The sequence below is a fragment of the Streptomyces sp. NPDC090077 genome, from assembly GCF_044747545.1.
GTDB lineage: Bacteria > Actinomycetota > Actinomycetes > Streptomycetales > Streptomycetaceae > Streptomyces.
The window spans coordinates 1-18984 of the sequence record NZ_JBIVEG010000022.1 but is presented as its reverse complement, the minus strand read 5'-3'; the positions used below and the strand labels follow the sequence as shown (position 1 = coordinate 18984).

The 18984-nt window shown below is 72.4% G+C and carries 17 protein-coding genes; 13 read left to right on the top strand and 4 right to left on the bottom strand.

Translation table 11 applies throughout. The features are described 5' to 3' along the window. Positions 1–154: 154 nt before the first annotated feature. The 4 genes from ACIPW5_RS28970 (at position 155) to ACIPW5_RS28955 (ending at position 2816) form a co-directional block, all read left to right on the top strand. Entirely contained in the window at positions 155–793 is a 639-nt protein-coding gene (locus tag ACIPW5_RS28970) for an AIM24 family protein (protein ID WP_401250919.1), read from the top strand. Continuing rightward, a complete protein-coding gene (locus tag ACIPW5_RS28965; protein ID WP_042801807.1) occupies positions 793–1443 on the top strand; it encodes an AIM24 family protein in 651 nt (216 codons plus the stop codon). Before ACIPW5_RS28970 ends, ACIPW5_RS28965 begins: the two co-directional genes overlap by 1 nt. Continuing rightward, entirely contained in the window at positions 1440–2255 is an 816-nt protein-coding gene (locus ACIPW5_RS28960; protein WP_401250915.1) for an AIM24 family protein, read from the top strand. The genes ACIPW5_RS28965 and ACIPW5_RS28960 overlap by 4 nt, the downstream gene beginning before the upstream one ends. A gap of 84 nt (positions 2256–2339) precedes the next feature. Beyond that, on the top strand, positions 2340–2816 hold the full coding sequence (locus ACIPW5_RS28955; RefSeq protein ID WP_401251138.1) for a MarR family winged helix-turn-helix transcriptional regulator: 477 nt from the start codon (positions 2340–2342) through the stop codon (positions 2814–2816). A gap of 67 nt (positions 2817–2883) precedes the next feature. Here ACIPW5_RS28955 and meaB read toward each other — a convergent pair whose 3' ends face one another. Both meaB and ACIPW5_RS28945 read right to left on the bottom strand, forming a co-directional pair. Then, positions 2884–3846: a methylmalonyl Co-A mutase-associated GTPase MeaB gene (gene meaB, locus ACIPW5_RS28950; RefSeq protein WP_401250913.1), complete on the bottom strand. Its 963-nt coding sequence runs from the start codon at positions 3844–3846 to the stop codon at positions 2884–2886. A 10-nt stretch (positions 3847–3856) separates the two neighbouring features. Further along, positions 3857–5059: an acetyl-CoA C-acetyltransferase gene (locus ACIPW5_RS28945; RefSeq protein WP_401250911.1), complete on the bottom strand. Its 1203-nt coding sequence runs from the start codon at positions 5057–5059 to the stop codon at positions 3857–3859. A 137-nt stretch (positions 5060–5196) separates the two neighbouring features. On the opposite strand from ACIPW5_RS28945, the gene mce reads away from it, so the two are divergent. The 7 genes from mce (at position 5197) to ACIPW5_RS28910 (ending at position 15682) form a co-directional block, all read left to right on the top strand. Then, entirely contained in the window at positions 5197–5634 is a 438-nt protein-coding gene (gene mce / locus ACIPW5_RS28940) for a methylmalonyl-CoA epimerase (protein ID WP_401250908.1), read from the top strand. A 295-nt stretch (positions 5635–5929) separates the two neighbouring features. Then, complete coding sequence (gene scy / locus ACIPW5_RS28935; RefSeq protein ID WP_401250905.1) at positions 5930–10519, top strand: polarized growth protein Scy; 4590 nt, start codon at positions 5930–5932, stop codon at positions 10517–10519. A gap of 194 nt (positions 10520–10713) precedes the next feature. Further along, entirely contained in the window at positions 10714–11652 is a 939-nt protein-coding gene (locus tag ACIPW5_RS28930) for a hypothetical protein (RefSeq protein ID WP_007266614.1), read from the top strand. 113 nt (positions 11653–11765) lie between these two features. Beyond that, positions 11766–12749 carry an ABC transporter ATP-binding protein gene (locus tag ACIPW5_RS28925; RefSeq protein ID WP_401250902.1) on the top strand — a complete coding sequence of 328 codons (984 nt, stop codon included), beginning with the start codon at positions 11766–11768 and terminating at the stop codon, positions 12747–12749. Beyond that, entirely contained in the window at positions 12746–13522 is a 777-nt protein-coding gene (locus ACIPW5_RS28920) for an ABC transporter permease subunit (RefSeq protein ID WP_401250900.1), read from the top strand. The genes ACIPW5_RS28925 and ACIPW5_RS28920 overlap by 4 nt, the downstream gene beginning before the upstream one ends. A gap of 181 nt (positions 13523–13703) precedes the next feature. Beyond that, positions 13704–14831 (top strand): ABC transporter ATP-binding protein, encoded by a 1128-nt coding sequence (locus tag ACIPW5_RS28915; protein ID WP_401250899.1) that lies wholly within the window; start codon positions 13704–13706, stop codon positions 14829–14831. Continuing rightward, positions 14828–15682 carry an ABC transporter permease gene (locus tag ACIPW5_RS28910; RefSeq protein ID WP_401250896.1) on the top strand — a complete coding sequence of 285 codons (855 nt, stop codon included), beginning with the start codon at positions 14828–14830 and terminating at the stop codon, positions 15680–15682. The genes ACIPW5_RS28915 and ACIPW5_RS28910 overlap by 4 nt, the downstream gene beginning before the upstream one ends. Before the next feature lie 16 nt (positions 15683–15698). On the opposite strand, the gene ACIPW5_RS28905 is transcribed toward ACIPW5_RS28910, so the two are convergent. Further along, positions 15699–16025 (bottom strand): ATP/GTP-binding protein, encoded by a 327-nt coding sequence (locus ACIPW5_RS28905; RefSeq protein ID WP_401250893.1) that lies wholly within the window; start codon positions 16023–16025, stop codon positions 15699–15701. A gap of 248 nt (positions 16026–16273) precedes the next feature. Here ACIPW5_RS28905 and ACIPW5_RS28900 point away from each other — a divergent pair, with 248 nt between their 5' ends. Next, positions 16274–17305: an LLM class flavin-dependent oxidoreductase gene (locus ACIPW5_RS28900; protein WP_401251135.1), complete on the top strand. Its 1032-nt coding sequence runs from the start codon at positions 16274–16276 to the stop codon at positions 17303–17305. Positions 17306–17386: 81 nt separating this feature from the next. On the opposite strand, the gene ACIPW5_RS28895 is transcribed toward ACIPW5_RS28900, so the two are convergent. Continuing rightward, positions 17387–17779: an SCO5389 family protein gene (locus ACIPW5_RS28895; RefSeq protein WP_267032609.1), complete on the bottom strand. Its 393-nt coding sequence runs from the start codon at positions 17777–17779 to the stop codon at positions 17387–17389. Positions 17780–17999: 220 nt separating this feature from the next. Here ACIPW5_RS28895 and nucS point away from each other — a divergent pair, with 220 nt between their 5' ends. Beyond that, positions 18000–18671, top strand: coding sequence for an endonuclease NucS (gene nucS, locus ACIPW5_RS28890; protein ID WP_185911129.1), 672 nt, complete (start codon positions 18000–18002; stop codon positions 18669–18671). Positions 18672–18984 lie beyond the last annotated feature (313 nt).

Sequence of the window (18984 nt, the reverse complement as noted above, 5' to 3'; positions counted from 1 at the left end):
CCTTCGGGCTCGATACCTGGGGGCCGTACCAGTCTCTCAGCCGCCCTCCGCGATCTTCCCGCGGGGCCCCGGATCCCCCGAAGCCGCTGATTGTGGCGGATATCGGCCCACCAGACCCTGTTCGCCCCGGCCCGCTGCCGATACCTTCGTCCCCGTGGCTCAGTTCAGACTCCAAGGCAGCAAGGTGCTCGCCGTCGACCTGACCGGTGACGCCGTGAAAGCGAAGAACGGCGCCATGGTCGCGTACGACGGCCAGATGGCCTTCAAGAAGATGACCGGCGGCGGTGAGGGCCTCCGCGGGATGGTGACCCGCCGGCTGACCGGCGAACAGATGACGGTGATGGAGGTACAGGGGCACGGCACCTGCTACTTCGCCGACCGGGCGAGCGAGATCAACCTCGTGAACCTGCGCGGCGAGAAGCTCTACGTGGAGTCCAGCAACCTGCTGTGCACCGACGCCGGCCTGCGCACCGGCACGACCTTCACCGGTCTGCGCGGCGCGACCTCCGGCAACGGGCTCTTCACGACGACCGTCGAGGGCTCCGGCCAGGCGGCGATCATGTCCGACGGGCCGGCGGTGGTGCTGCGGGTCAGCGCCCAGTACCCGCTGTCGGTCGACCCGGGCGCGTACGTCGCGCACACCGGCAACCTCCAGCAGTCCTTCCAGTCGGGGATCAACTTCCGCACCCTGATCGGCGAGGGCTCCGGCGAGGCGTTCCAGATCCGCTTCGAGGGCGAGGGCCTGGTGTACGTCCAGCCGAGCGAGCGCAACACGGTGGGGGGTGACATCTGATGCCGTTCCGCGAGATCAACTCGAAGATGGTCGAGGCCCAGGTGGTCCCCGGCCAGAAGATGTACAGCCAGCGCGGGGCGATGCTCGCCTACCGGGGCGAGGTCTCCTTCACCCCGAGCATCACCGGCGGCCAGGGCGGCGTCATGGGCATGATCGGGCGCCGGGTGGCGAACGAGCAGACCCCGCTGATGACGGTCGAGGGCAGCGGCACCGTGATGTTCGGCCACGGCGGCCACCACATCCAGGTGATCAACCTCCAGGGCGAGACCCTGTACGTCGAGGCCGACCGGCTGCTCGCCTTCGACGGCACCCTCCAGCAGGGCACGATGTTCATGGGCTCGCAGGGCGGGGTCATGGGCATGGTGCGCGGCCAGGTGACCGGCCAGGGCCTGTTCACCACCACCCTCAAGGGCCACGGCGCGGTCGCCGTGATGGCCCACGGCGGGGTCATCGAGCTCCCCATCACCCCGAACCGGCCGGTCCACGTCGACCCGCAGGCGTACGTGGCCCACCACGGGGACGTCCGGAACAAGCTCTCCACCGCGCTCGGCTGGCGGGACATGGTGGGGCGCGGCTCGGGCGAGGCGTTCCAGCTGGAGCTGTCCGGCCAGGGCGCGGTCTACGTACAGGCCTCCGAGGAGAAGCTGTGAACTTTGGCCCCGTGATCCCGGGCCCCGGGGGCCCGACGGTGTTCGACCCGCACACCCTGCCCTCCGACGACAACGTGAACGCGTACACCTTCTGCGTGGAGCTCAAGGGGAGCCAGTGGTTCCTGCAGAAGGGCAAGATGATCGCCTACTACGGGCGCATCGAGTTCAACGGCGTCGGCAACGGCCGCTTCGACCGCCTGCTGCGCACCAGCTTCCACTCGCCGCTGCACGCCAGTGACTGGGTGGTGGCCGAGGGGCAGGGCAAGATGCTGCTGGCCGACCGGGCCTTCGACGTGAACTCGTACGACCTGGACAACGGCAACCTGACCATCCGGTCGGGGAACCTGCTGGCGTACGAGCCCACGCTGGCGCTGAAGCAGTCGATCGTCCCGGGCTTCCTGACCCTGATCGGAACCGGGAAGTTCGTCGCGGCGTCCAACGGACCGGTGGTCTTCATGGAGCCGCCGCTGCGTGTCGATCCGCAGGCGCTGGTGGGCTGGGCGGACTGCCCCTCCCCCTGCCACCACTACGACCACGGCTACATGTCGGGCGTGATGGGCGGCCTGCGCTCGCTGACCGGGATCGGCGGCACCTCCGGCGAGGAGCACCAGTTCGAGTTCGTCGGCGCGGGCACGGTGCTGCTGCAGTCGACCGAGCTGCTGATGGCGGAGCAGTCGGTGGGCGCGGTGGGCGCCGGGGCGGCCACGGGCAACGCCCAGGGCGTCCCGGGGGCCGGCGGTCCGCTGGGGCAGCTCGGCGTGCCCCGGATGCCGGGGCAGCTGGGCGATCTCCAGCGGCGCCTGGGGCTGTGAGGCCCCGGCCCGTACCGGCAGAATCCGATCTTCCTATTTTTGTACGTAATTCAACTTCTTAGGTAGAGTTCTTTCATGGAGACGATGGAGACCGAGACGGCCACCCGCTGGCTCACCGAAGCCGAACAGTGCGCCTGGCGCACCCACCTGGACGTCAGCAGACTGCTGATGCACCAGCTGGAAAAGGATCTCCAGCCCTTCGGACTCACCAACAACGACTACGAGATCCTGGTGAACCTCTCGGAGTCGGAAGGCCTGCGGATGCGGATGAGCGACCTGGCCACGGCCACGCTCCAGTCCAAGAGCCGGCTCTCCCACCAGATCACCCGCATGGAGACCGCGGGCCTGGTCCGCCGGGTGAACTGCGAGTCCGACCGCCGCGGCCTGTACGCGGTCCTGACGGACGAGGGCATGGAGACCATGCGCAAGGTCGCCCCGCACCACGTGGCGTCCGTCCGCGAGCACTTCATCGACCTGCTGCCGCCGGAGGCCCTCCAGGCGCTGCGCGAGTCGCTGCGCCCGGTCGCGGAGCACCTGCGCGGCAACCGCGGCAAGATCTGAGCCCGCGTCGCGGACGTGGAAAGGGCGGGGAGCTCCGGCTCCCCGCCCTTTCCTTGTGCCGCGCGGCTCAGCCCTCGGTCAGGCTGTCCAGCACGGCGTCCGCGGCCGCGTACGGGTCCAGCTCGCCGGCCGCCACCCGGGCCGCCAGCGCGTCCAGGTGCGCGTCCCCGCGCAGGTCGGCCAGCCGCCCGCGCAGTGCGGTGATCGCGATGGTCTCCACCTCCCGCGCCGCCCGCGCCGCCCGGCGCCCGGCCAGCACCCCGTGCTCGTCCATCCACGCCCGGTGCTTCTCCAGGGCCTCGACCAGCTCGTCGATGCCCTTGCCGCGCGCCGCGACGGTCTTGACGATCGGCGGCCGCCAGTCGTCGGGACCCCGGCTCTCGCCCAGGCCCAGCATGTGGTTCAGCTCCCGGGCGGTGGCGTCCGCGCCGTCCCGGTCGGCCTTGTTCACCACGTACACGTCGCCGATCTCCAGGATCCCCGCCTTCGCGGCCTGGATCCCGTCGCCCATGCCCGGGGCCAGCAGCACCACCGAGGTGTCCGCCTGCGAGGCGATCTCCACCTCGGACTGCCCGACCCCGACCGTCTCGACCAGGACCACGTCGCAGCCGGCCGCGTCCAGCACCCGGATCGCCTGCGGGGCCGCCCAGGCGAGCCCGCCCAGGTGCCCGCGGGTGGCCATGGAGCGGATGTAGACGCCGGGGTCGGACGCGTGGTCCGACATCCGGACCCGGTCGCCGAGCAGCGCCCCGCCCGAGAAGGGCGAGGACGGGTCGACGGCGAGCACGCCGACCCGCTTGCCGGCCGCGCGGTACGCCGAGACCAGCGCCGACGTCGAGGTCGACTTCCCGACCCCCGGGGAGCCGGTCAGCCCGACCACGTACGCGCCGCCGGTCAGCGGGGCCAGGGCGGCCATCACCTCGCGCAGTTGCGGGGACGCCCCCTCGACCAGTGAGATCAGCCGGGCCACGGCCCGCGGCCGGCCCTCACGGGCCTGCGCCACCAGCGTGGGGACGTCCACCGTCGCCATGCGCTCGCCCCTACGCCTTCGGGACGCGGATCACGAGGGCGTCGCCCTGGCCGCCGCCGCCGCAGAGGGCCGCCGCACCGGTACCGCCGCCGCGGCGCTTGAGCTCCAGCGCCAGGTGCAGCACCACACGGGCGCCGGACATGCCGATCGGGTGGCCCAGGGCAATGGCGCCGCCGTTGACGTTCACCTTTTCCGGGGTCACGCCGAGGTCCTTCATTGACTGCACGGCGACCGCCGCGAAGGCCTCGTTGATCTCGATGAGGTCCAGGTCGGAGACCTCCAGGCCGTCCTTCTTCAGGGCGTGCAGGATCGCGTTCGAGGGCTGCGACTGGAGGGAGTTGTCCGGACCGGCCACGTTGCCGTGGGCACCGATCTCGGCCAGCCACTCCAGGCCCAGCTCCTCGGCCTTCGCCTTGCTCATCACGACCACGGCGGCGGCGCCGTCGGAGATCTGCGAGGAGGTGCCGGCGGTGATGGTGCCGTCCTTGGCGAACGCCGGGCGCAGCTTGCCCAGGGACTCCACCGTGGTCTCGGGGCGGATGCCCTCGTCGGCGGCGAAGATGACCGGGTCGCCCTTGCGCTGCGGGATCTCGACCGGGGTGATCTCGGCCTCGAAGACGCCGTTCTTCTGCGCGGCCGCGGCCCGCTGGTGGGAGGCGGCGGCGAACTCGTCCTGCGGGGCGCGCTCGATGCCCAGGCGGGTGTTGTGCTTCTCGGTGGACTCGCCCATCGCGATGCCCTCGAAGGCGTCGGTCAGGCCGTCGTAGGCCATCGCGTCCAGCATCTCGATCGCACCGTACTTGTAGCCCTCGCGGGACTTCGGCAGCAGGTGCGGGGCGTTGGTCATCGACTCCTGGCCGCCCGCGACCACGATGTCGAACTCCCCGGCGCGGATGAGCTGGTCGGCCAGCGCGATGGCGTCCAGACCCGACAGGCACACCTTGTTGATGGTGAGCGCGGGCACGTTCATGGGGATGCCCGCCTTGACGGCGGCCTGGCGGGCGGGGATCTGGCCCGCGCCGGCCTGGAGCACCTGGCCCATGATCACGTACTGGACCTGGTCGCCGGAGATGCCGGCCCGCTCCAGCGCGGACTTGATGGCGAAGCCGCCGAGGTCGGCGCCCGAGAAGGACTTCAGCGAGCCGAGCAGGCGCCCCATGGGCGTGCGGGCCCCGGCGACGATCACTGAGGTGGAGTTGTTCGTTCCGGACATGAGGCACAGCCCCTTGAGGATGAGGAGTGAACGAGGGTTTACCCGAATGTACTGAGCGGTACCCGCGCAGTCACCGGGCAGTCGGTGTGATCGCTGGCACGTTGCGTGACCACCCTCCTCGGCGGTGCACTGGTCCCATGCTGACAAGAATCGACCACATCGGGATCGCCTGCTTCGACCTGGACAAGACCGTCGAGTTCTACCGTGCCACGTACGGGTTCGAGGTGTTCCACACCGAGGTCAACGAGGAGCAGGGCGTCCGCGAGGCCATGCTCAAGATCAACGAGACCTCCGACGGCGGGGCCTCCTACCTCCAGCTCCTGGAGCCCACCCGCGAGGACTCCGCCGTGGGCAAGTGGCTGGCCAAGAACGGCGAGGGCGTGCACCACATCGCCTTCGGCACCGCGGACGTCGACGGCGACGCGGAGGCGATCCGCGGCAAGGGCGTCCGCGTCCTCTACGACGAGCCCCGCATCGGCTCCATGGGCTCCCGGATCACCTTCCTGCACCCCAAGGACTGCCACGGGGTCCTCACCGAACTGGTCACGAGCAACCCCGACCCCGCCGGCCACTGACGACACTACGGACAGCGTGCGCCCCACGCATTCGAACACCGAAAATCGGGCGCCGGGGCCGTGAAAGGGCATTCCCCGACGGCCCCGCCCGGAGCGCCCGGGCAACAGCGCACTGATGTCCCCATTCCCCGGCCGGTAGAGTGGCCATGGCTCGGCCGGGGTTCGGTGCGGACGGGGTCGGGGCCTGCAAGCCCTGCCCCGACATCTGACACCATTCCCCGGGGGCGTCGTTCAGCGGGCGAGCGATGCTCATTTGGGAGTGAGCTTGCGACCAGGGGACGGATGGGACCGCGCTGTGCGGGGCTACGAAAGCCAGGAGAGCCATCAGGCCGAAGCCGACCATCTCTCGCGCTTCGAAGCCGAGATGGAGCGGCTGAAGAAGGAGCGCGGGAAGGCCGTCCAGCACGCCGAGGACCTCGGCTACCAGGTCGAGGTGCTGCGCGCCAAGCTGCATGAGGTGCGTCGCGCGCTCGCGTCCCGCCCTGCCTACGACGGCGCGGACATGGGCTACCAGGCCGAGCAGCTGCTGCGCAACGCGCAGGTGCAGGCCGACCAGATGCGGTCCGACGCCGAGCGCGAACTGCGCGACGCCCGGGCGCAGACCCAGCGGATCCTCCAGGAGCACGCCGAGCACCAGGCGCGCCTCCAGGCCGAGCTGCACGCCGAGGCCGTCAACCGGCGCCAGCGCCTGGACCAGGAGCTCAACGAGCGCCGCCAGACCGTCGAGGCGCACGTCAACGAGAACGTCGCCTGGGCCGAGCAGCTGCGCGCCCGTACGGAGTCCCAGGCCCGCCGGCTCATGGAGGAGTCCCGCGCCGAGGCCGAGCAGGCGCTGAACGCCGCCCGCGCCGAGGCCGCCCGGACCGCCGAGGAGGCCCGCCGCCGGCTCGCCGCCGACGCGGAGGCCTCCCGCGCCGAGGCCGAGCAGGCCCTGCTGCGCGCCCGCAAGGAAGCCGAACGGCTGCTGGCCGCCGCCTCCGCCCAGGCCCAGGAGGCCACCGAGCACGCGGAGCGGCTGCGCACCACCACCACCGCCGAGGCCGAACAGACCCGGCAGCAGACCATGGACCTCGGCCGCGTCGCCGAGGCCCGCGTCCAGGAGGCCGACGGGGCGCTGCGCAGTGCCCGGGCCGAGGCCGAGAAGCTCCTCGCGGAGGCCAAGGAGAGCGCCGCCCGGCAGCTCGCCTCGGCGGAGTCCGTCAACGACCAGCGCACCCGCACCGCGAAGGAGCAGGTCGCCCGGCTCGTCGGCGAGGCCACGAAGGAGGCCGAGGTCCTCAAGGCCGAGGCCGAGCACGCGCTGGCCGACGCCCGCGCGGAGGCGGAGCGGCTGCGCACCGAGGCCGGCGAGCAGGCCCGTACGGCCGCCGCCGAGGACACGGCGGCGCAGCTGGCGAAGGCCGCCCGCACCGCCGAGGACGTGCTGAACAAGGCCTCGGAGGACGCCCGCGCCACGACCCGGGCGGCGTCCGAGGAGGCCGAGCGGATCCGCCGCGAGGCGGAGAGCGAGGCCGACCGGCTGCGCGCCCAGGCGGCGGCCACCGCCGACGAGCTCAAGGGCGCCGCGAAGGACGACACCGAGGAGTACCGGGCCCGCACCGTCGAACTCCAGGAGGAGGCCCGTCGGCTGCGCGGCGAGGCCGAGCAGCTGCGCGCGGAGGCCGTCGCCGAGGGCGAGCGGATCCGCGGCGAGGCCCGCCGCGAGGCGGTGCAGCAGATCGAGGAGGCGGCCAAGACCGCCGAGGAGCTGCTGGGCAAGGCCAAGTCGGACGCGGACGAGCTGCGCTCCGGCGCGACCGCCGAGAGCGAGCGGGTCCGCGCCGAGGCCGTGGAGCGGGCCACCACCCTGCGCCGGCAGGCCGAGGAGACCCTGGAGCGGACCCGCGCGGAGGCCGAACGGCTGCGCGCGGAGGCCGAGGAGCAGGCCGAGGCGCTGACCGCCGAGACGGACGCCGCGGTGCGGGCGCGCCGCGAGGAGACCGAGCAGGCCCTGGCGGCCAAGCGCGCCGAGGCCGACGCGGAGCTGGCGCGGCTGCAGTCGGACGCCGAGGCCCGGCTGACGTCGGCGGAGCAGACGCTGCGCGAGTCCCGCCTGGCGGCGGAGAACATCCGCAGGGAGACCACCGAGGAGAACGACCGGCTGCGCGCCGAGTCGGCGGAGCGCGTCCGCACCCTCCAGGCCCAGGCCGAGGCGGAGTCCGAGCAGCTGCGCGGCGAGGCCGCGCAGGACGCGGGCCGGGTCCGCGCGGAGGCCGAGCTGGTCTCCGTACGGCTGCGCGCCGAGGCGGAGGCCGAGTCCGAGCGGGTGCGCACCGAGGCGCAGGAGACCGCGGACCGGCTGCGCGCCGAGGCGAAGGCGGCGGCCGAGCGGGTCGCCGAGGAGGCCGCGGAGGCCCTGGCGGCCGCCCAGGAGGAGGCCGCGCGCAGGCGCCGGGAGGCCGAGGAGACCCTGTCGGCGGCCCGTACGGACGCGGGCAACGAGCGGGCGCAGGCCCGCGAGCAGAACGAGGAGCTGCTGGCGCAGGCCCGCAAGCGCTCGGAGGAGGCCCAGGCCGAGGCGGCCCGCCTGACCGAGGAGGCGGAGCGCCGCGCGGCGGAGCTGGTCGCGGCGGCCGAGGCCACCGCCCAGCAGGTGCGCGACTCCGTGGCCGGGCTGCACGAGCAGGCCGAGGAGGAGATCTCCGGGCTGCGCAGCGCGGCCGAGCACGCGGCGGACCGCACCCGCACCGAGGCGGAGGAAGAGGCGGACCGGGTCCGCGCCGACGCCCACGCGGAGCGCGAGCGCGCGGCCGAGGACGCCGCGCGGGTGCGCAGCGAAGCCCGGGTGGAGACGGACGCGGCGAAGGAGCTGGCGGCCCGGACCGTCGGCGACGCGATCACCGAGGCCGAGCAGCTGCGGGCCGACACGGCCGAGTACGCGCAGCGGGTGCGGACCGAGGCGACGGACGCCCTGGCGGCGTCCGAGCGGGACGCGGCCCGGACCCGGGCGGACGCCCGTGACGACGCGAACCGGATCCGCGGCGAGGCGGCGGAGTCCCTGGAGGCCTCGCGCGCCGAGGGCGCCCGGATCGTGGAGGAGGCCGAGGCCGAGGCCGAGCGCCTCACCGGGGAGACCCTGGAGGCGAACGCGGCGACCGTCGCGGACGCCCGGGCGGAGGCCGAGCGGCTCACCACCGAGGCCGCCGAGGCGGCGGACGCCACCCGTACCGAGGCGGCGGGCACCCTGGACGAGGCGCGCGCCGAGGCCAACCGGCTGCGCACCGAGGCCGCCGAGCAGGCGGACCGGCTCATCACCGAGGCGGCGTCCGAGGCGGACAAGCTCACCGAGCAGACCCGCAAGGACAACGAGCGCACGGTCGGCGAGGCGGCCGCGGAGGCCGAGCGGCTGCGCGCCGAGGCGGCACGGGTCCTGGAGGAGGGCGAGGCTCGGGCCGCGGCCCTCCGGACGCAGGCGGCCGACACCCTGGCCGCCGCCGAGCGGGACTCGGCACGGATCCTGGTGGACGCGCGCGCCGAGGGCGACCGGCTGGTCGAGGAGACCCGCGCGGCCAACGAGCGCACGGTCGGCGAGGCCGCGGCGGAGGCCGACCGGCTCGTCGCGGAGGCGGCGCGGACGCTGGAGGAGGCCCGCGGCGAAGGCGGCCGGATCGTCGGCGAGGCCACCGCGGAGGCGGAGCGCGTCACGGCCGCGGCGATGGAGACGCTGGAGAGCGCCGAGCGGGACGCCGAGCAGACCCTGGACGAGGCGCGCGCCGAGGGCAACCGGCTGCGCACCGAGGCCGCCGAGCAGGCGGACCGGCTCATCACCGAGGCGGCGTCCGAGGCGGACAAGCTCACCGAGCAGACCCGCAAGGACAACGAGCGCACGGTCGGCGAGGCGGCCGGCGAGGCGGAGCGGCTGCGCGCGGAGGCGGCGGAGGCGCTGGCCTCGGCGCAGGAGCACGCGACCCGTACCCGGTCCGAGGCGGAGCGGGTGAAGGCGGAGGCCGCGACCGACGCCGAGCGCACCCGTACGCAGACGCGCACGGAGTCGGAGCGGCTGCTGGACGAGGCCCGCGAGGAGGCCAACAAGCGGCGTACGGAGGCCGCGGAGCAGGTGGACCGGCTCATCACGGAGGCGGTCTCCGAGGCGGACAAGCTGACCTCGGACGCGGGCGTGCAGGCCCTGGCCGCCACCACGGCGGCCGAGGAGCAGGCCGACGCGATGGTCGACGCCGCCCGCAAGGAGGCGGCGCGCATCACGTCGGAGGCGACCGTCGAGGGCAACTCCACGGTGGAGAAGGCCCGTACGGACGCGGACGAGCTGCTGGTCGGCGCGCGTACGGACGCGTCCGCGATAAGGGAGCGGGCGGAGGAGCTGCGTTCCCGCGTCGAGTCCGAGGTGGAGGAGCTGCACGAGCGTGCCCGCCGGGAGTCGGCCGAGCAGATGAAGTCGGCCGGCGAGCGCGTGGACAAGCTGGTGCGCGCCGCCACCGAGCAGAGCGCCGAGGCGGAGGCGAAGGCCAAGGAGCTGGTGTCGGACGCGAGCAGCGAGGCGAGCAAGGTCCGCATCGCGGCCGTGCGCAAGGCCGAGGCGCTGCTCAAGGAGGCCGAGACGAAGAAGGCGGAGCTGTCGCGGCAGGCCGAGAAGGTGCTCGCGGAGGCGAAGGCGGAGGCGGAGCGGCTGGTCGACGAGGGTCGTCGCGAGCTGGAAGTGCTGGTGCGCAGGCGCGAGGACATTCAGGCGGAGATCTCCCGTGTCCAGGACGTTCTTGAGGCGTTGGAATCTTTCGAGGCACCTTCGGGTGGCGGAAAGCCCGCATTGGGCGGCCAGGGCGCGGGGGGCGTGAGGGCCGGCGCATCGGCGGGTTCCACTCGTTCGGGTGGCAAGGTGTCAGAGGGGTAGTCAGAACACAGGATGTGTGCTTCTGAGGGAGGTTCAGTCGAAGGAGTGACAATCATTCCGTCGCCTTGCCACTCAAAAGGGGTGTCATTGTCCAGGGCAAACCCGGATTGACTCGATGACACGCCGCCCTGGCGCCTAGGATTCCCCTTAACACCTCACGTAGCACCTCATCGGTCTCATTCGACAGGAACCCCATGAGCGACACTTCCTCCCCCTTCGGCTTCGAGCTCGTGCGGCGTGGTTACGACCGCGGTCAGGTGGACGACCGCATTACCAAGCTGGTCTCCGACCGCGACAGCGCCCTAGGACGTATCAACTCTCTGGAAAAGCGGATCGAGGAGTTGCACCTCGAAACGCAGAACGCCCAGGCCCAGGTGAGCGACGCGGAGCCGTCGTACGCGGGTCTCGGCGCCCGGGTCGAGAAGATCCTGCGGCTGGCCGAGGAGGAGGCGAAGGACCTGCGCGAGGAGGCCCGTCGCGCGGCCGAGCAGCACCGTGAGCTGGCCGAGTCGGCGGCCCAGCAGGTGCGCAACGACGCCGAGTCGTTCGCGGCGGACCGGAAGTCGAACGCGGAGGACGAGGGCGTCCGCATCGTCGAGAAGGCCAAGGGCGACGCAGCCGCCCTGCGCGCCGAGGCCCAGAAGGACGCGGCCTCCAAGCGCGAGGAGGCCGACGCCCTGTTCGAGGAGACCCGCGCCAAGGCCGCCCAGGCCGCCGCGGACTTCGAGACCAACCTGGCCAAGCGCCGCGAGCAGTCGGAGCGCGACCTGGCCTCGCGTCAGCAGAAGGCCGAGAAGCGCCTGGCGGAGATCGAGCACCGCGCCGAACAGCTGCGCCTGGAGGCCGAGAAGCTCCGTACGGACGCCGAGCGCCGGGCCCGCCAGACGGTGGAGACCGCGCAGCGCCAGGCCGAGGACATCGTGGCCGACGCCAACGCCAAGGCCGACCGCATCCGCAGCGAGTCCGAGCGCGAGCTGGCGGCGCTGACCAACCGCCGCGACTCCATCAACGCCCAGCTGACCAACGTCCGCGAGATGCTGGCGACGCTGACCGGTGCGGCCGTGGCGGCCGCCGGCTCCCCGATCGACGACGAGCCGGTCACCCGGGGCGTCCCGGCGCAGCAGAGCCGCTAGTACGCCCGCGCGTACGCCGGCGTCTACCTGCTGGTAGCGAAACCGGCACATCAGGGGCCGTATGTCACCTTTTCGAGGTGGCGTACGGCCCCTGGCCGTTCTAGCGTGGCCGCATGATCGAGCTTGAGGGCCTTACGAAACGATTCGGCGCGAAGACCGCCGTGGACCACCTCAGCTTCCAGGTCAGACCGGGGGTGGTGACCGGCTTCCTCGGCCCCAACGGGGCGGGGAAGTCCACGACCATGCGCATGATGCTCGACCTCGACCGCCCGACGGGCGGAACGGTCCGGATCGACGGGAAGCACTACCGGGACCTGCCGGAACCGCTGAAGCACATCGGGGCGCTGCTGGACGCCAAGGCCATGCACGGCGGCCGCAGCGCGTACAACAACCTGCTCTGCCTCGCCCAGTCGAACCGGATCCCGGAACAGCGGGTGTCCGAGGTGCTGGACCTGGTCGGCCTGACGGCGGTCGCCAAGAAGAAGTCGAAAGGATTTTCGCTCGGAATGGGCCAACGGCTGGGAATCGCCGCTGCCCTGCTGGGTGATCCGGAGATCTTGATGTTCGACGAACCCGTCAATGGTCTCGACCCCGAGGGAATTCTCTGGATCCGCAATCTCATGAAGGGGCTGGCCTCCGAAGGGAGGACGATCTTCGTCTCCTCCCACTTGATGAGCGAAATGGCGCTGACCGCAGACCATTTGATCGTCATCGGACAGGGAAAGCTCCTTGCCGACATGTCCATGTCCGATTTCATCCGGGAGAACTCCCGCAGTTACGTACGGTTGCGCTCGCCGCAGCAGGAACGGCTCAAGGACGTCCTGCACGAAGCCGGCATCACCGCGGTCAGCGTGCCCGCCACCGGCACCCTGGAGATCGACGGCGTCGAGTCCGAGCGGCTCGGCGAACTGGCGGCCCAGCACCAGATCGTGCTGCACGAACTCAGCCCGCAACGGGCTTCACTGGAGGAAGCGTTCATGCGCATGACGGCGGACTCCGTCGAGTACCACGCCCACGCGCCCGGCGCCCCCGTCCCGCCGCCCGCCGGCCCCGCGTGGGGCACCGGCTTCGAGGCGACCCGCAAGGGCGGTGAGTGACCGTGGCCTACTCCGCAGTCCTCCGCTCCGAGTGGACCAAGATCCGCACCGTCGCCTCCACCAGCTGGACCCTGGCCACCACGCTGCTGGTCACCGTCGCCATGGGCGCCGGCCTGTGCGCCGTGGTCAACGCGACCTTCGACGACATGCCGAAGGCCTCGCAGCTCACCTTCGACGCCACCCAGATGAGCTTCTCCGGAATGATGCTGGGGCAGCTGGCCGTGCTGGTCTTCGGCGCGATGGTGGTCGGCAGCGAGTACGGGACCGGCATGGTCCGCACCTCGCTCGCGGCCGTGCCCCGGCGCGGCACCCTGCTGCTGGGCAAGGTCACCGTGGCCACCGGCCTCGCCCTGGTCGTCGGCCTGGCCACCGGCTTCCTGTCCTTCTTCCTCGGCCAGGCCCTCCTCGGCGACCACAGCACCGGCCTCGGCGAGGAGAACGTCCTGCGCGCGGTGATCGGCGTCGGCCTGTACCTGGCCCTGCTCGCCGCGTTCGCCATCGGGATCTCGATGGTGCTGCGGAACTCGGCGGCGGCGATCTCGCTCCTGATCACCTTCGTCCTGATCCTGCCGATCGTCCTCAGCCTGGTCGACGCCACCCGCAAGATCGCCGAGTACCTGCCCAACATGGCGGGATCCGCGATCATGCAGACCGTCGCCTCCGCGGACGCCGACGCGCCCTACGGCCCCTGGGGCGGCCTCGGGATCATGGCGCTGTGGTCGCTGGCCGCCCTGGCCGCCGGCTACCTCACCCTGGCGAAGCGGGACGCCTGACGCACACCCCGTGACGCGGGGTGTCCGTCCCGCGACGGACACCCCGCGTACTACGGGACATCCCCGGGTCGGATCTCAGGGGCAGCTCAGGGATCCGGCCCGGCGGGGAACCGCAGGAGCCCCGATATCCTCTTAAGGCGTACGCGGGCGAAAGCCGTCCCGGCTGGCAAGGGGCACAAGGATGATCGAGGCAGTCGGCCTGACCAAGCGCTTCGGCGCCAAGACCGCCGTCGACCAGCTGTCCTTCCAGGTCAAGCCGGGCCACGTGACCGGTTTCCTGGGGCCCAACGGCTCCGGCAAGTCCACCACCATGCGCATGGTCCTCGGCCTGGACCGGCCCACCTCGGGCCGCGTCACGATCAACGGCCTCCCCTTCCGGGAGCTGCCGAACGCACAGCGTCACGTCGGCGCCCTGCTCGACGCCAAGGCCATGCACGGCGGCCGCCGGGCCCGCACGCACCTGCTGGCCATCGCCCAGCTCTCCGGGATCCCCGAGAAGCGCGTGGACGAGGTCCTCGGCGTGGTCGGCCTCCAGGACGCCGCCCGCCAGCGCACCAAGGGCTTCTCCCTCGGCATGGGCCAGCGCCTCGGCATCGCGGCCGCCCTGCTCGGCGACCCGCAGGTGCTGCTCTTCGACGAGCCGGTCAACGGCCTCGACCCCGAGGGCATCCTCTGGGTCCGCAACCTCATGCGGAAGCTGGCCGCCGAGGGCCGGACCGTCTTCGTCTCCTCGCACCTGATGAGCGAGATGGCCCTCACCGCCGACCACCTGATCGTGATCGGCCGGGGCCGGCTGCTCGCCGACATGAGCACCCAGGACTTCATCACGCACAACTCGGCCGGATTCGCGCGGGTCCGCGCCGCCGACGGCCCCGCGGCCGACGGCCCCGACGGCCGCACCGCCCTCGCCGCCGCGCTGACGCGGGCGGGCGGCCGGGTCCTCCAGGAGCCCGACGGGGCGCTGCGGGTGACCGGGCTGGAACTGCCGCGCATCAGCGACCTGGCGCACGGGGCCGGCGTCCGGCTGTGGGAGCTCTCCCCGCACCGGGCCTCGCTGGAGGAGGCCTACATGCGGATGACCCAGTCCTCCGTCGAGTACACCTCCACCGAGGACCCCCGCGCCGAGCTGTGGGAGCCCGAGCCGCTGACCGTCCCGGAGTGGGAGGAGGAGGCCGCGGCCGTCCCCGCCGAGACCGCGGCGAGCTTCTTCGCTCCCCCGCCGCCCGGATCCGGGCGCCCCTTCCTGATGCCGGGCAGCGCGGCCGACCTGGCCCGCGGCTCCGAGAACACCCCCGAGGACCCCCGATGACCCCCACCCCCGCCGGCCCGCCCGCGGCGGGCGCGGAGCAGCCGCAGGCGTACACCTCGCCGCTGCCCACGCCGCGGCCGCACCTGGGGCACGCCCTGGCCTCGGAGTGGACGAAGCTGACCTCGGTGCGCTCCACCCTGTGGACGCTCGGCTCCCTCGTGGCGCTGGTCGTCGGCGTGGGCATGATCGCCGTGCTGCAGACCGCGGCCGCTGACTACCAGTACCTCCCGTACACCGGTCCCGCCCTCTTCGGGCTGATGGCCGGCCAGGTGTCGGTGATCGTGCTGGGCGTGCTGACGATCTCCTCCGAGTTCGGCACCGGCCTGATCCGCACCACCTTCACCGCCGCCCCCGAGCGGCTGCGGGTGCTCACCGCGAAGTACCTGGTCTTCGGCGCCTCCGCGTTCCTCGTCACCCTGGGCTCGGTGCTGTTCGTCGGCCTGTGGGCGGCGATCCTGCACAACGGGCCCGCCGCCGGGGTGCACGGCCTGAGCGACTGGACCGGCGCGGTGGCCGGTTCCTTCTACGTGACGCTGCTGGGCGTCCTAGCGCTGGCGGTCGGGGCGCTCGTACGGCACTCCGCGGGCGGGATCGCCGTCATGCTCGGCGTGGTCACGATGCCCCCGGTGCTCGGGGCGATACTGACCTCCTGGCCGGTCACCTCCGGGCTCGGGGGTCTGGTGCTCCGCTACAACGCCCCGGTGGGCCTGGTCCAGCTGTTCGGGCTGCAGGGCGTCGACATGGAGGGGCGGTCGGCCCCCAGCGACGTGGTCCAGTTCTTCCTGCTGCTCGGGGTGACGGCGGGCGCGGTCCTCGCCTCGTACGTGGTGGTCCGCCGCCGCGACATCTGACGCGGCCCGGCCGGGGTTAGTACCGGGGAGCGTTGCGGGACCGCTGCACCTTGGAGGTGCGGCGGTCCTTCGCGTTCCAGCAGGCCTTGTGCCAGTGCCGGCGGTCGTCGACACCGCCGTACTCGGGCCACGCCACCAGGTGCGGGGTGCCCGAGGGGATCTCCTGGTCACAGCCCGGGCAGCGGTAGCGCTTGCCCGCCGCGCTGGCCCCCGCGACGTGCCGGACCTTCCACTCCTCGCCCAGGTACTCCTCGGTGCGCTCCAGGCCGAACCGGTCGAGGCCGGTGCCGGGTCGTTCGTCCGGAGTCTCGCCGCCCCTGGGGCGGTTGTGGCGCGGTGACACGTATACCTCACGAGGGGGCGGCCGACAGTGACTTTCTCCCAGACTACGCGCAGCGAGGCGGGGTACCCGCAGGGTGGCGGGTGGAGGCCGACCCTCCGGAATCGATTGGCCCGACAATCTCAATAACTTTCCTGTCAGGCCGTGCCTTTGGCACGTGTCAGACGTTGTTGCCAGCAGACGTCGATGCCGTCGACGAGTCGGTCCGCCTGGGGGAGGCCGCGTCAGCCGCGAGGAGGCTAAGGGCGATGATGCGCGTAGGAGCGTTTGTACTGGCGGCCCAGTTCCCGGGCCAGGGACAGGGCGAGGCACTGCACCGGGCGGTGCGGACCGCCGAGGTGGCCGAGGAGTCCGGCCTGGACTCGGTCTGGCTGGCCGAGCACCACTTCGTGCCGTACGGGGTCTGCCCGTCGGCGGTGACCCTGGCGGCCCTGCTGCTGGGCCGGACCCGGCGGCTGCGGGTGGGCACGGCGGTCAGCGTGCTGCCGAACGCGCACCCGGTGGCCCTCGGCGAGCAGACCGCCCTGCTGCACGTCACCTCGGGCGGCCGGTTCACCCTGGGGGTGGGCCGCGGCGGGCCGTGGGTGGACCTGGAGGTGTTCGGGGGCGGCCCCGAGGCGTACGAGACCGGCTTCCCGGAGGACCTCGACCTGCTCCGGCGCTGGCTCGCCGAGCCCCGGGTGGGGGCGGCCGGCCCGCGGCACTCCTTCCGCGAGGTGGCCGTCGTACCGCGCCCGGGCGACGCACTGGACGGCGACGGGACGGGGCCGGAAGTGATCGTCGCCTGCACCTCCCCGGCATCCGTGCGGCTGGCCGCGGAGCGCGGGCTGCCGATGCTGCTGGGCATGCACAGCGGGGACGAGGAGAAGGCCGAGCAGGTCGCACTGTGGCGGCGGACCGCGCTGGCGCACGGGCACCCGCCGGAGGCCGTACGGACGGCCGGGCACGTGTCGGCCGGGGTCTGCCAGCTGGCGGACACCACGGCCGACGCCCGCGAGACCCTGCTGAAGTCGATGCCGGGCTGGTTCCGCCAGGGCCTGGACGCCCACGTGACGGTGGACGGCCGGCAGCGCGCGATGCGGGACCCGCACGCGTACACGGAACTGCTGTGCTCGCTGCACCCCGTCGGCAGCCCCGCCCTGGCGGCGGACCGGCTGGCACAGACCTCGGAGCGGACGGGCATCACCCGCTTCGCCCTGCTGACGGAGGGATCGGGCGACCTCGCCGCCACGGAGGACAACGTCCGCCGCCTCGGTGCGGAGGTCCTCCCCCTGCTGCCGTGACCCCGTACGGGGCCTGGGGCTGCCGCTCCTGTGTCAGTCGCACCTCCCGCGACACGGAGCGGCAGCGGAGTACCGGTACTGCTAGCAGTCCCGAAGTTCCGGGGACTGGTTGAGCAGCTGGCCGCGGATCGAGGTGAACTTGGCCAGCCGGTCGTCCACCGAGGAATCCAGCGGGAACACGGCCACACGGTGGCAGTTCTGGAATGCCAGGCGCACCCCGAAGTGCCGCTGCAGCGCACCCCGTATCGCGTCACTCGCGAGCGCGCGCAGCAGCTGCCCGCGCGCCTGCTCGTCCGGCGGCGGCGTCTGGTTGTCGGCGAACTGTCCGCCCTCAACCTCCAGCTGGGCCACCAGCGAGCTGATCATCTCCCATGCGTAAGGCAGGGAGGTCCGGACGCAGTCGACGAAAGCGGCTTCGTCGACCTCGCCTCGCTCGGCCTGTTCGAGTAGGGCCGGTGAGACGTCGAGCGACATGGGTTCTCCTCTCGTGACCCGGACAGTTTGGGCTGCCTGGGTCCTACGGGCAGGGAGGGAGGCCGCGACGCAGTGTGCACGCTCGACAACCTCCCGCTCACCACGGTAGGCGCCCACCGGGTACCGCACCAGGAGAATGCGCATACAACGCGCCATCGGCGAACGGGGCTTTCAGGGGCGAATCGCGTGGAGGCCCGTCGGTCGAGTAGCGTTGCCGACCATGCGTCTCGTCATTGCCCGCTGCTCCGTCGACTACGCGGGCCGGCTCACCGCCCATCTGCCCTCGGCACCCCGTCTGATCCTCGTGAAGGCCGACGGCAGTGTCTCGATCCACGCGGACGACCGGGCGTACAAACCGCTCAACTGGATGTCGCCTCCGTGCACCCTCAAGGAGGGGACCGGGGACGACGCGAACGTCTGGACCGTCGTCAACAAGGCGGGCGAGAAGCTCATCATCACCATGGAGGAAGTCCTCCACGACTCCTCCCACGAGCTGGGCACCGACCCGGGCCTCATCAAGGACGGCGTCGAGGCGCACCTCCAGGAGCTGCTGGCCGACCGCATCGACACGCTGGGCGAGGGCTACACCCTGATCCGGCGCGAGTACATGACGGCGATCGGCCCGGTGGACATCCTGTGCCGGGACGCCTCCGGCGCGACGGTTGCCGTGGAGATCAAGCGGCGCGGCGAGATCGACGGCGTCGAGCAGCTGACCCGGTACCTGGAGCTGCTGAACCGCGACCCGCACCTGGCGCCGGTGCGCGGCGTGTTCGCGGCGCAGGAGATCAAGCCGCAGGCGCGGGTTCTGGCCAATGACCGGGGGATGGACTGCGTGGTCCTGGACTACAACGCCCTCCGCGGCATCGAGGACGACAAGCTCCGCCTGTTTTAGCCCTCCTTCTTGACGCGCCGCTCGCGCGGCTCGGCCCCTGGGGGCCTCCCCGGCTTCGCGCCGCTGCGACGGCCTCCGGCTGTCGGATGCGGGGCGGGGCCGGTTCGCGTTGCGGGGGCCGGTGGGCCGCCTGCGGGTGCGTTGCCGCTGCGCGGAGCCGGGGTCCCCTACCCGCCCTTCCACCGTTCCCAGGGGCTCCGCCCCTGACCCCGTACGGGCGCTCCGCGCCCGCGCCTCAAACGCCGGCGAGGCTGAAATCAGCCTCGCCGGCGTTTGAGGCGCGGGGGCCTGGGGGCGGAGCCCCCAGAAGGGG